Annotated in this window: 12 protein-coding genes and 1 tRNA gene; 3 read left to right on the top strand and 10 right to left on the bottom strand. The window is 65.1% G+C overall.

The features are described from left to right. Positions 1-56 precede the first annotated feature (56 nt). From IEX41_RS08385 to IEX41_RS08350, 8 genes are all read right to left on the bottom strand, one after another. Entirely contained in the window at positions 57-845 is a 789-nt protein-coding gene (locus tag IEX41_RS08385) for an amino acid ABC transporter ATP-binding protein (protein WP_188789798.1), read from the bottom strand. Position 846: 1 nt separating this feature from the next. Beyond that, on the bottom strand, positions 847-1,506 hold the full coding sequence (locus IEX41_RS08380; protein ID WP_188789797.1) for an amino acid ABC transporter permease: 660 nt from the start codon (positions 1,504-1,506) through the stop codon (positions 847-849). Continuing rightward, complete coding sequence (locus tag IEX41_RS08375; protein WP_188789796.1) at positions 1,503-2,147, bottom strand: amino acid ABC transporter permease; 645 nt, start codon at positions 2,145-2,147, stop codon at positions 1,503-1,505. Before IEX41_RS08375 ends, IEX41_RS08380 begins: the two co-directional genes overlap by 4 nt. A gap of 54 nt (positions 2,148-2,201) precedes the next feature. Then, positions 2,202-3,023, bottom strand: coding sequence for a transporter substrate-binding domain-containing protein (locus IEX41_RS08370; protein ID WP_188789795.1), 822 nt, complete (start codon positions 3,021-3,023; stop codon positions 2,202-2,204). 249 nt (positions 3,024-3,272) lie between these two features. Further along, positions 3,273-4,637 carry an FAD-binding oxidoreductase gene (locus IEX41_RS08365; protein WP_229673068.1) on the bottom strand — a complete coding sequence of 455 codons (1,365 nt, stop codon included), beginning with the start codon at positions 4,635-4,637 and terminating at the stop codon, positions 3,273-3,275. 104 nt (positions 4,638-4,741) lie between these two features. Continuing rightward, positions 4,742-6,097: an LLM class flavin-dependent oxidoreductase gene (locus IEX41_RS08360; RefSeq protein WP_188789793.1), complete on the bottom strand. Its 1,356-nt coding sequence runs from the start codon at positions 6,095-6,097 to the stop codon at positions 4,742-4,744. A 103-nt stretch (positions 6,098-6,200) separates the two neighbouring features. Next, positions 6,201-6,785, bottom strand: a complete 585-nt coding sequence (locus tag IEX41_RS08355) for a histidine phosphatase family protein (RefSeq protein ID WP_188789792.1) — start codon at positions 6,783-6,785, stop codon at positions 6,201-6,203. A gap of 54 nt (positions 6,786-6,839) precedes the next feature. Then, positions 6,840-7,481 carry a TetR/AcrR family transcriptional regulator gene (locus IEX41_RS08350; RefSeq protein ID WP_188789791.1) on the bottom strand — a complete coding sequence of 214 codons (642 nt, stop codon included), beginning with the start codon at positions 7,479-7,481 and terminating at the stop codon, positions 6,840-6,842. Between the two features lie 213 nt (positions 7,482-7,694). Between IEX41_RS08350 and hpbA the strand changes: the two genes are divergently transcribed. Continuing rightward, on the top strand, positions 7,695-9,731 hold the full coding sequence (gene hpbA / locus IEX41_RS08345; protein ID WP_188789790.1) for an N-methyl-L-proline N-demethylase HpbA: 2,037 nt from the start codon (positions 7,695-7,697) through the stop codon (positions 9,729-9,731). Between the two features lie 14 nt (positions 9,732-9,745). After that, positions 9,746-10,324 (top strand): dimethylsulfonioproprionate lyase family protein, encoded by a 579-nt coding sequence (locus IEX41_RS08340; RefSeq protein ID WP_188789789.1) that lies wholly within the window; start codon positions 9,746-9,748, stop codon positions 10,322-10,324. A gap of 414 nt (positions 10,325-10,738) precedes the next feature. Here IEX41_RS08340 and IEX41_RS08335 read toward each other — a convergent pair. Continuing rightward, positions 10,739-10,824: transfer RNA gene (locus IEX41_RS08335), tRNA-Leu, on the bottom strand. Positions 10,825-10,976: 152 nt separating this feature from the next. Between IEX41_RS08335 and IEX41_RS08330 the strand changes: the two genes are divergently transcribed. Next, the gene (locus tag IEX41_RS08330) at positions 10,977-11,957 is read left to right on the top strand and encodes a complex I NDUFA9 subunit family protein (RefSeq protein ID WP_188789788.1); all 981 of its coding nucleotides are present in this window, start codon (positions 10,977-10,979) and stop codon (positions 11,955-11,957) included. A gap of 164 nt (positions 11,958-12,121) precedes the next feature. On the opposite strand, the gene IEX41_RS08325 is transcribed toward IEX41_RS08330, so the two are convergent. Next, complete coding sequence (locus IEX41_RS08325; protein ID WP_188789787.1) at positions 12,122-12,385, bottom strand: DUF6455 family protein; 264 nt, start codon at positions 12,383-12,385, stop codon at positions 12,122-12,124. Positions 12,386-12,387 lie beyond the last annotated feature (2 nt).

Here is a 12,387-nt window from a genome sequence, read left to right as displayed (position 1 = left end):
TGCGATTTGGGACTCGCCCCGGAGGGGCGCCATTTCCACATCCCCCAAGAGGGGCGTCATTTGAGCATCGCCGCGCCGCGATCGAGATAGGTGTCGAGGAACTGCTCGAGCCGGGGCTCGCGAGGTTTCTGGAACACCGCCTCGGGGGTGTCGTGGAACAGCAGCTTGCCCCCGTCGAGGAAGGCCACCTTGTGCCCGACCGACGCGGCAAAGCCGATCTCGTGAGTCACGACGACCATGGTCATGCCCTCGGCGGCAAGCTCGCGCATCACGCTCAGCACCTCGCCGGTCAGCTCGGGATCAAGCGCCGACGTCGGCTCGTCAAAGAGCATGATCGTCGGATCCAGCGCCAGCGCACGGGCGATGGCGACGCGCTGCTGCTGGCCGCCGGACAGCTGGCTGGGGTAGTGCCCCGCCCGCTCCTTGAGGCCCACGTGGTCTAGCTGGCGCATGGCGCGGTCCTCGGCCTCGGAGCGGGACATGCCGCGCACCCGGCGCAGTGCAGCCGACACGTTGCCAAGCGCGGTCATGTGGGGCCAAAGGTTGAACTGCTGGAACACCATCCCGATCTTGGAGCGCACCTTGCGTAGTTCAGCCGGGGATTGGCGGCGGCGGTCCTTGCCGTCCCCCACGAAGCCCAGCGGCTGACCTTCGACAAGGATCGTGCCGCTGGTGGCCTGCTCGAGGAAGGCAATGCAGCGCAGCAGCGTCGACTTGCCCGAGCCGGAGGGGCCGATGAGGCAGGACACCTTGCCCCGCTCGACCTCCATGTTGATGTCGCGCAGGACGACGGTGTCGCCGAACTGCTTCGACACGTGGGTGGCGACGATTGCGTGGTCGGTCATGTCAGGCACTCAGTTTCGAGAGTTTGCGTTCGGCGATGCGGCCCAGCCAGTTGGCGACCTCGACCAGCGCCCAGTAGACCAGCGCCAGCACCACCAGCGCCTCTACGAAGGCATATTGCTGCGAGCCGATGGCGCTCACGGTCATGGTCATTTCGGGCACGGTTATGAGCGAGAGCAGCGCGGTTTCCTTGAGCAGGATGATCGCCATGTTGATCGACGGCGGCAGCACGAGCAGCGCCATCTCGGGCAGAAGGACAAAGCGGATGATCTGGTTGCGGCTGAAGCCGACGCATTCGGCGGCCTCGACGTGGCCCACGGGCACCGACCGATACCCGGCACGGAAAATCTCGGCGTAGTACGCGGCACCGTAGACCGATATGCCGATGAAGCCCGCGGTGATCGGATCCAGCCGCAGCCCGATGTAGGGACCGCCGAAATACAGCAAGAAGATCTGCACGAGGAAGGGCGTGCCCCGGATCACCTCGATCGGCACCTGCAGCAGGACATCCACGCCCCGCCCGCCAAAGCGGCGCAGCGTGGCGATGAGGAATCCCAGCACGGCGGCGGCGACATTGCCGCCCACCCAGATCAGGATGGTGACGACAATCCCCGAAAGGATCTTTGGCCCCTGGGCAAGGATGACGGCGAAATCAAAGCTCATTTGGTCGGCAGTCCGGGCAGCGCGTTCTCGGCGCGGCGGCCAAGCCAGGCCACGACAAGGTTGATGGCAAGGTAGATCACGCCAGCGGAAGCGAAGATCGGCAGCGGCATGTACGTCGAGGCGGCAAGGTTCTGCGCCATCTTGGTGAGCTCGATCAGGCCGATGGCCGACACCAGCGAGGACGATTTCAGGATCAGGATCGCCTCGTTCACCAGCGCCGGGAAGGTCATGCGCAGGGCGATGGGCGTGCGGATGTGGATGAACGTCTGCACAGGCGAGAACCCGGCCATCTCGGCGGATTCGACCAGCCCCTTGGGCACCCCTTCGAAGCCGCCGCGCAGGTTCTCGGCCTGGTAGGCGGCGGTACACAGCGACAGGCCGATGATCGCAGTGGCAAGGCTGGGCAGGGTGAGGCCAAGCACGGGCAACAGGTTGTAGATCAGCAGAAGCTGCACAAGCAGCGGCACACCGCGGAAGAACGAGATGAAGACGCCGGTGATGGCGAACAGCGCGCGGTTTCCCGACATGCGCATGCCCGACAGCACGATGGCGATACCAAGCCCCACAAGGATGGAAATCGAGCTTACAAGAAGCGTCATCAGCGACGCTTCGAGCAGCAGGGAGAAGAGTTTCCAGGTCATGAGGGCCCGTTCTGCTTGGCGGCGCGGGGTTCGCCCCCGCACCGCCGATGGTCATCAGATGTTGGGTTCAGTGACGTAGTCGGGCATGTCGAAGGTGGTGCCAAACCACTTTTCCTGAAGCTCGGCCATGCGACCGTCTTCCTTCATGGCGAGCAGGATCTCGTCGATCTTGTCCATGAGGGTCGCGAACTCGGGCTCGATGCGGCCCGGGTAGCCGAAGTAGGTCGGGGTGCCGAAGGCGGGGGTCACGACCTTGAAGACCTCGGGACGCTGCTGCGCCACGAAGGCGATGTTGGGCAGCGAGTTGGCAACTGCCTCGATCCGGCCCGCAGCGATGTCCGCGTAGCTTTCGTTGAACGACACGTACTCGTTGATCTCGGTCGGCGGGGTGTCGAGAGTGCTGGCGAACTCCTGCAGCTGCTTGAGCTGCGCGGTGCCCGTGGCAGACCCGATGGGCTTGCCGGCGATGTCCTCGGGGGCCTCGATGTCGCAATCAGCGCAGGCAAGGATCGCCACGGTCGCCTCGGCGATAGGCGACGAGAAGCGGTAGCGCTCGGCACGTTCCTTGGTGATGGTCGCAGGGCCGGCGACCACGTCGAAGCGCCCCGCCTCGAGGCCGGGCAGAACGCCGGTCCAGTCAAGAGTGATCCACTCGATTTCGACGCCCATTTCCTCACCAATGGCGGCGAAGACATCGGTGTTGAGGCCGGTGTGGGTGCCTGCGTCGATGAAATCGAAGGGCGCGAAGGCGGTCTCGGTGCCGACGCGGAGGACACCTGCCTCCATCACGTCGTCAAGGGCATCGGCCTGGGCGACCACGGTGGAGCCGAGGGTCACGGCCGCCCCTGCGAGGGCGGCAAGGAAATGCTTGCGCATAGAAGTTCTCCCTGTGCGGCCCGTTCCGGGCCTTGTCGTTGCATATCTCTCGGGCTGGCCCACGATTCTGATCTCCAGCACCCGGCAGCCCATTTGCATATACAAAATAAAAAGGAGCCGCATGGACAGGGGAAAAGTCGCCAGCGCCGGATTTCCTTTTCATGCCCCCACGCCACACGCAAGGCAACGCCTAAAAAACAGGCGCTGTTTTCCGCCACCGCCATGGGTGTTCATGAAAGCAGGGGGAGCTCAGAGGTCGAAGATCTTGCCGGGGTTAAGGATGCCCTTCGGGTCCACCGCCTGCTTGATGCGCTTCATGAGGCCCAGCGCCGGCCCGTGCTGCGCCTCCATGAACACCTTCTTGCCCAGCCCCACGCCATGCTCGCCCGTAGCGGTGCCGCCATGTTCCAGCGCCATGGAGACAAGACGGTGATTGAGGGCGCGCACGGTTTCCTGCTCTTCAGGCTCCTCGGGGTCAAACAGCATGACAAGGTGGAAGTTACCGTCGCCCACGTGACCATGCATGGGGGCGACGATGCCCGCCGCCTCGATCTCGGCCCCGATCGCGGCGATGATCGTGGGCAGCTCGGTCACCGGCACGCAAACGTCCGTGGACAGGCTCTTGCAGCCGGGCCGCAGCCCCCGCGCCGCATAAAGCGCTGAATGCCGCAGCGCCCACATGGCGCTATACGCCTCGGGCGTCTCGCAGGGATGGGCGGTGGCACCATGACCCTCGGCCAGCGCCCCGAACATCTCAAGGTCGGTCTCCACCTGCACCTCGCCGCCCGCAAGATCCACCATCAGCGTCGCGGTTTCAGCATGGGCGGTGCCATTCCAGGCGTTGATCGCCGCCATCTGCAAGCCGTCCAGAAGCTCGATCCGGTTCAGGCAGAGCCCACACTGCAATGCTTCCACCACGCAGGCGGTGGCCTCATCCACGCTCGCAAAGGCGTACATCCCCGCCTTCGCCGTCTCGGGGATGCCAGCCAGCTTCAGCGTCAGTTCAGTGATGATGCCAAGCGTGCCCTCGGCACCGATGAACAGCCCAGTCAGGTCATACCCGGCCGAGGATTTGCGCGCCCGCCCCCCAGTTTGCACGACCTCGCCATCGGGGAGCACCACGGTCAGGCCCATGACCAGATCACGCATGGTGCCGTGGCGCACGGTCATCGTCCCCGAGGCGCGGGTCGAGGCCATGCCCCCCACAGTCGCATGTGCGCCAAGGTCGATGGGCAGGAACAGCCCCGTGGCCCGGAGATCCTCGTTCAGCGCCTGCCGGGTGACGCCGCACTCAACGCTGCAGTCCATATCGCCCTGCGACACCCGAAGCACCTTGTCCATGCGCGAGAGGTCTAGGCAAAGCCCACCGCGCACCGCCTGCACCTGCCCCTCGAGCGACGATCCGTGCCCAAAGGCCACCACCGGCACGCCATGCTCGTGGCAGATCGCCAGCGCCTGCGACACCTCCGCCGTGCTGTCCACGAACAGCACCGCATCCGGCGCCGCCGCCGCGTGCCAGCTGTCCCCGGCACCATGCTGGGCGCGCACCGCCTCACCCGTCTCGATCCGTGTTCCGAACCGCGCCACCAGCGCCTCGAGTGCCGCTTCGCTCATCGCCCCATTCATCGACAGACCCTTCTTCTCTTTCCAAATACGCAAAATGCGGACGGGCGCCGCCAGATGCAACGCCCGCCGTTCTTGCAGCCTAGAACCGGCGCCTACTCCGCCGCGCTGCGCGCCAACGTGTAGCGGTTCTCAGGCCAGCTCAACCCAAGGTTCTCGCGCAGGGTGCTGCCCTCGTACTCCTCGCGGAAGATCCCACGGCGCTGCAGTTCCGGCACCACCAGCTCGGCGAAATCGCGCAGCGAGGCAGGCAGGGTGGGGAACATCAGGATGAACCCGTCGGCGGCCCGTGCCTCGAACCACTCCTGCATGTAGTCGGCCACCTCCATGTACGACCCCGTCAGCCCGTTGCCGGTGTGCTTGCGGGCGTAATGCGTGATGAGGTCGCGCAGGGTGTGGCCCTGTTCCACGAACTCCTTCACCTCGGCGAACATCGCCTCGGACCCCTTGGCCTTGGCCGGCATGCGGTCCATCGGGAACGGCGCGTCGAGGTCGGCACCATGCAGGTCGGTCTCGAGGAATTCCTGAAGCATCAGAAGCCCCACCTCGGGGTGCATGTGATCGACCATCTCCTGCGCGCGGGCCTCTGCCTCTTCGCGGGTGCGGCCCACGTTGACCACGATGCCGGGCATGATCTTCAGGTCGTCGGGATTGCGCCCGTACTTGGCCATGCGCCCCTTCACATCCGCGTAGAAGGCGGCGTTCTTGTCGATGTTCGACGCCAGCGAAAACGCGATCTCGGCGGTCCGTGCCGCCAGTTCGCGGCCCCGCTCGGACCCTCCGGCCTGCGCGATCACCGGGCGCCCCTGCGGCGTGCGGGCGATGTTCAGCGGCCCGCGCACCTGGAAGTGTTCGCCCTTGTGGTCCAGCTGATGCAGCTTGTCCTTGTCGTGGTAGACGCCGTTCTCACGATCCAGCAGCAGCGCATCGTCCTCGAAGGAGTCCCACAGCCCGAACACCACGTCGAGGAACTCCTCGCCGCGCGCATAGCGGTCTGCGTGCGGATCCAGCCCCTCGCGGTTGTAGTTGTACCCGGTCTCGTCATGGTCCGAGGTGACCACGTTCCAGCACATCCGCCCGCCCGAGATATGGTCCGCCGAGGCGTAGAGTCGCGCGATGTTGTAAGGCTCGTAATACGAGGTCGAGGCGGTGGCGACAAAGCCCAGCTTCTCGGTTACCATGGACAGCGCGGTGATCGCGGTGATCGGCTCGAAGCGGTTCATCTTCGTGGGCTGGCGGGCCAGCGCGTCGGGATGGCCGATGGCGGCGGCCGGACTGTCGGCGAAGAACATGAAGTCCAGCTTCGCCGCCTCCGAGATCTTCGCCACGTTCGCCAGATGCGCGATGTCGTTGGCGCCGTTCACGTCCGACTCCGGATGCAGCCAGGCCGCCGGGTGGAAGCCGAAGGTGTAGACGAAGGTACCCAGCTTGAGCTTGTCGTCGCGTGCCATGTCAAAAATCCCTGTTGCGCGTTTGGGGCAGTATGCGGTGCGGCCCCCGTGGCTGAACAGATGAGTCCACTGGTTTCCGGTTTAGCGGAACTCAATCCACCTGTCAGGCATGGTTCACCGCCATCACCGAAAGCGGTCCCTTCGCGCCGCACCGCAGGCGGGTGATCGAAAGATTGGCAACTTCAAAGGCCAGCCCCGCATGTATCACCCCCGTCACCTGTGACAGAGCCGACCGGATAACTCCCGCATGGACCACCAGCACCACCGGCCCGGCCTCACAGGCCGCTGCGCCATGTTCGGCCAGCGCGGGCGTGGTGCGCGCGCAGACATCGGCAAAGCTTTCGCCTCCGGGCGGCGCCCAGCGTGCAAGATCCGGGCCGGACAGCGGGCCGATGTCGGGTATCTCGGCAAAGGGCAGCCCGTCGTGGTCGCCGAAATCCTGCTCCCACAGGCGGGCATCGGTTTCGGGTGAAAGGTCCGGCCAGACCGCGGCAGCCGTCTCGCGGCAGCGGCGGGCCGGGCTGCTTACCAGTCGCGCGGGCCGGGGCAGCGCCTCACGCAGCGCTTGGGCCGCCACAGGATCTACCCGCGCGGCCACGTCGGTGCGTCCGAACAGGCAGCCCGGTTCGACCACCGGGGCATGACGGACAAGGATCAGCTCTCCACTCGGGGGGATCTCGGTGCTCATGCGGTAACTTCCTGCACTGGGACGTGGAAAAATGGGCGCGCGAAACGTCGAGGTTTAGCCCAGCCCGAGCCCAGCGGTAAAGCGCGCCATCTCGGCCTCGGTGGGGCGCTTGCCGGTGTAGATCTCCACGTAGTTGGGGAAGCGCTGAAGCCGCTCTTCGAGCCCCTCGACCACCCGCATGGAGATGTAGCCGATCTGCACGAGGTAGATCGTCCGTGCCCGCACATCCGCATCCGCCACATCATGGCCCCAGCCTTCCAGCATCTCACGCAGAGCGGCAAGCCGGCGCGTGTCCGCCTGCCTCAGACGGGAAAGCACCTCTTCGTCCTGCTGCGCCCAGGACCGGACCGCCAATTCCAGCCGCGTGTCGAATCGCGCGTCCGACAGGAACACTGAGACGACGTTGAGCATCGCCTCGGTCTCAGTCGCGGCATAGGCGACGGTGGCAGCGATGAGCGCCTCGGTGGTCGTGTCTTCCCAGCGGTTCAGAAGCGCGGCCAGAAGCTGGCGGCGATCCTTGAAGAACCAGTAGAAACTGGTGCGCGACAGCTTCAGCGAGGTGGCGAGCGGCATGATCTTCACCGCGTCCACGCCCCCGGTCACCAGCGCCTCGTAGGCGGCATCAAGCCACAGCTCGGGCGAGCCGCGCCAGCCACGTTCGGGAAGGTCAAGGTCGGTCTGAGGGGTGTCGGTCATGGAGTCAGTGTCGCCTGAATGTACGGTTATGTCCAGTTTTCAGCAGCGGCGTTGGCGTGTATGTTGATATCAGAGACCAAACAGTCACCACATATCGTGCACCCCTAATATCAGGGCCAGCCACCACCTCGCACGATTGCGAAATTTATTGACACATATGTACATTTTGGAAAATCGTCGTCGCAGTTCCCTCAGCAAGACGAAGAGGCCCCCATGTCGAACGACCCGCTTCTCCAGCCGTACCAGCTCAAGCATCTGACGCTGAAGAACCGCATCATGATCACCAGCCATGAACCAGCCTACCCCGAGGACGGCATGCCCAAGGACCGCTACCGCGCCTACCACGTGGAGCGCGCCAAGGCCGGTGTGGCGATGACCATGACCGCAGGATCGGCCAGCGTGTCGCGGGACAGCCCGCCGGTGTTCAACAACATCCTTGCTTGGAAGGACGAGGTGGTCGGCCACATGGCCAAGCTGGCGCAGGAATGCCACGACGAGGGCTGTGCGGTGATGATACAGCTCACCCACCTGGGCCGCCGCACCCGCTGGGACAAGGCCGACTGGCTGCCCGTCGTCTCGCCCGGCCATGAACGCGAGGCATCGCACCGCGCCTTTCCGAAAAAAATGGAAGACTGGGACATCGCCCGCATCATCGAGGATTACATCGGCGCCGCAGAGCGTATGAAGGCGGCGGGGCTCGATGGGCTTGAGATTCAAGCCTACGGCCATTTGGCAGACCAGTTCTGGTCGCCACTGACCAACGACCTTGATGGTCCATACGGCGGCAGCCTCGACAACCGCCTGCGGTTTACTTTCGACGTGCTGCGAGGCATCCGCGAGCGCTGCGGCGAAAATTTCCTGCTGGGGGTACGCTACACAGGGGACGAGGATCTGCCCGGCGGTTTCGACGCCCAGGACGGCCTTGAAATTTCGCGCAAGCTAAAGGACAGCGGGCTGGTCGACTTCCTCAACGTGGTGAAGGGCCATATCGACACCGATGCAGGCCTGACAGACGTGATCCCGGTGCAGGGGATGAAGAACGCGCCGCATCTCGATTTCGCGGGCGAGATCCGCAAGGCCACCGATTTCCCCACCTTCCACGCCGCCAAGATTCCCGACGTGGCCACCGCCCGCCATGCCATCGCCAGCGGCAAGGTGGACATGGTCGGCATGACCCGCGCGCACATCGCCGACCCGCACCTTGTGCGCAAGATCACCCAAGGACGAGAGGATGACATCCGCCCCTGCGTCGGAGCCAACTATTGCCTCGACCGCATTTATCAGGGCGGGATGGCGCTTTGCCTGCACAATCCCTCCACGGGGCGTGAAATCGAGCAGCCCCACACCATCGCCAAGGCGGAAACCCCCAAGCGCGTGACCATCGTGGGCGCTGGCCCCGCCGGCATGGAAGCGGCGCGCGCCGCGGCCGAACGCGGCCACGCGGTGACCGTCTTCGAGGCCGCCGACCAGCCCGGCGGGCAGATCCGCCTGACCGCCCTGCAGGAACGGCGGCGCGAAATGTCCTCGATCATCGCATGGCGATTTGATCAGTGCGAGAAGCTGGGCGTGACCTTCAACTTCAACACCTTCGCCGAAGCCGCCGACATCATTGCCACCACCCCCGACGAGGTCATCATCGCCACCGGCGGCATGCCCCACACCGAGGTACTGCCCGACGGCAACGATCTGGTCGTCTCCGCATGGGACATCCTGTCAGGTGACGTGAAGCCGGGGCGCAACGTACTGGTCTATGACGACGCGGGCGATCACGCGGGGCTTCAGGCGGCGGACATGATCTCGGAGACCGGCGCGTCGGTCGAGATCGTCACCCCTGACCGCAGCTTCGCCCCCGAGGTCATGGCGATGAACCTCGTGCCATACATGCGCAATCTGCAGCAGCGTGACACCACCTTCACGGTGACATGGCGGCTCGCCTCGGTCGAACGCAGTGGCAACATGCTGAAAGCGGTGCTTGGCTCGGATTACGGCGCCTTCAGCCGGACGCGCGAGGTGGACCAGGTGGTGGTCAACCACGGCACCCGCCCGCTCGATGATCTCTACTTCGAGCTGAAGCCGCTGTCGCGCAACCTGGGCGAGGTGGATTACGACGCGCTGGCCACGGGTGGCGCGCAAACAGTCAATGCGAACCCCGATGGCGCTTTCCGGCTGTTCCGCATCGGCGACGCGGTTGCATCGCGCAACACCCACGCGGCAATCTACGACGGACTGCGGCTGACCCGGTCGCTCTGACCCAAGGAGAGCCTATGAGAGCGGACACGCTCGAAACCTTCCTCTCCGTCGCGCTGGACGCGGCGGAGCATCACGCCACCGACGACCGCTCGCGCGCGTCCCTTGCAATGATCCGCGAGCGGCTGTCGGACATTCCTCCCGGCGAACATGCCGCCGATGCCGAGATGCCCCCCGTGGTGTCGCAATGGCTTGGCCCGGCGCTGCGGAACGCGCCGCAGGCGCCCCGGCTTGCGCCGCTGCTGCAGGCGATTCGCCATATCGCGCCGGAATTGCGCTGGTCTCCGAAACCTTCGGCCAGCGAAGAGGTGCGCGAGCGGCATGCCAACGCCATGCTCGTCGGCCCCGGCGGCTGGGAGAACCGCCCCGACGTGTGGATCGGCCTGAGCCTTCTGGCCCCGGACCTGCGCTATCCCGACCATGACCATGCGCCCGAGGAAACCTACCTCGTGCTGTCGGGTGGCGAATTCCGAGTCGGCACTCCGGACTGGTTCACCCCCGGCCCCGGAGGCAGCTTCTACGTCCCGCCGGGATACGAGCACGCCATGCGCAGTGGGGAAGAACCGCTTCTGGCCCTGTGGATGCTGAAGGCCTGAGAGGGTCGGGGCTGGCCTTCCGGGGCCATCGGCTTTGACCTCCGGCACGGCCTTCCACCCTGAACGGCAGATGCCCGACCAGAACGTCTGAGACAGGGCCCGAACAACTAATGCCGTCTCCGGGTGCTGGTGAGGGGCGTCAACGCAAGGCTGAAAGATCATCCGGGCTCCCTTGGGCCTGTATGACCGGGCCTTTTCGACAGGCATCGACCAGACTGGCATCAACTCGACCGGCTGCGGATCGGCTGGTCTCGACATACCGCTTTGAGGATCGCCCTGAACTTGCGGCTCTGACATCCGGCCCCAGACACCGCCCTGATCGTCAGGCCAGGGTCATCAAGACAAGGAGCCCGCCTGAAATGCAAAAGACCCCGGAAACCAGCGGTTTCCAGGGTCTTTGGTGCAGTACACCAATGGTGCCCAGGAGAGGACTCGAACCTCCACGGCCTTGCGGCCACTGGCACCTGAAGCCAGCGCGTCTACCATTCCGCCACCTGGGCACTAGGTGGTGTGTGGCGAGCGTTTACGGGGAGTGCGCAGGAGTGTCAACGACCTTTTTTCGATTTGTTTTCCATCTCCTCTCTGCGCACCTTGCTGGACGCACCTGCAATGGGTATCCAGTGATCGAAACCTGGCATCAGGAGCAGGCCCAATGAGCAAACTCGTCACCATCTACGGGGGATCCGGCTTTGTTGGCCGTTACATAGCACGCCGTATGGCCAAGCTTGGCTGGCGGGTGCGTGTGGCCGTGCGGCGCCCCAACGAAGCGATCTTCGTGCGCGCTTACGGCGTCGTCGGCCAAGTCGAACCGGTGTTCTGCAACATCCGCGACGATGCCTCCGTGCGCGATGTGATGAAGGGCGCGGATGCGGTCGTGAACTGCGTCGGCACCTTCGACGCCAAGGGCAAGAACAACTTCGACGCCATCCAGTCGGACGGCGCGGAACGCGTTGCCCGCATCGCCGCTGAACTGGGCGTCGCGCACATGGTGCAGCTGTCCGCCATTGGCGCCGACAGCAGCAGCGCCAGCGACTATGCCCGCACCAAGGGACTGGGCGAAGAGGCCGTTCTGAAGCACATGCCCGGCGCGCTGATCCTGCGGCCATCGGTGATCTTCGGCCCGGGGGATGCGTTCTTCAACCGCTTCGCCGGCATGTCCCGCATGGGCCCGGTTCTGCCGCTGGTCGGCGCCGAAACGAAGTTCCAGCCGGTCTACGTGGATGACGTGGCACAGGCCGCCGTCCTTGGGATCACTGGCCAAGCCACCGGCATCTACGAGCTGGGCGGCCCCGAGGTGAAGACCTTCCGCGAATGGATCGAGGAGATGCTGGCCATCATCCGCCGCCGCCGCTTTACCGCCAACATCCCCTTCGGAATGGCCTCGGTGATGGGATCGGGCTTCGAGACGGTGCAGAAGCTGACCGGTGGTCTCTTCAAGGCGCAGATCACCCGTGACCAGGTCAAGCAGCTGGGCAGCGACAACATCGTCAGCGACGGGGCCAAAGGCCTGGCTGATCTGGGAATTTCCCCCACGGTCGCCGAGGCGGTGTTGCCTGACTACCTTTGGCGCTTCCGCCCCTCGGGCCAATACGACGCCATCAAGGAATCGGCGCGCGGCCTGCGGCCCGAGTAACCGCCCGAAGCCCTGTTCAGCGCCCTCTGCGTGGCCTGAACCAGGTCTCGAAAAAGGCGGTCACCCCTTCGCCGGGGTGGCCGCCTTTTCTCTTCTGCTGCGATTTGCCGTTCCCGGTACCCTTGACGCCTTTATGGCAGGCCAACGGTATTCCCAACCGGACGTCAGTGCCTCCGCTTCAGCGCATGCAACCGCTCGGCATTAGGGCACCCCGGAGGCGGCTGCCCCGCACCGGGGGCTGAGGACGCCAGCCAGCGCTCGCAAGCCTCGACCAGAGCGCAGCCACGGCACCGCGTCACCATCTGCGCATAGTCGGCGGAAGACAGCGAGCCCTCCTGCATTTCGTCATAAAGGCTGAGGCCCATCACCCGGGCCACGCTGCGCGTCAACCAGAAATGGAGCGCGGGATCCCCGAGCAGGTGTGCCATGG

It is taken from the genome of Salipiger pallidus, assembly GCF_014643635.1.
GTDB classification, from domain to species: domain Bacteria; phylum Pseudomonadota; class Alphaproteobacteria; order Rhodobacterales; family Rhodobacteraceae; genus Salipiger; species Salipiger pallidus.
The sequence above is the reverse complement of the archived record's forward strand: the minus strand, read 5'-3'. Positions and strand labels throughout refer to the sequence as shown.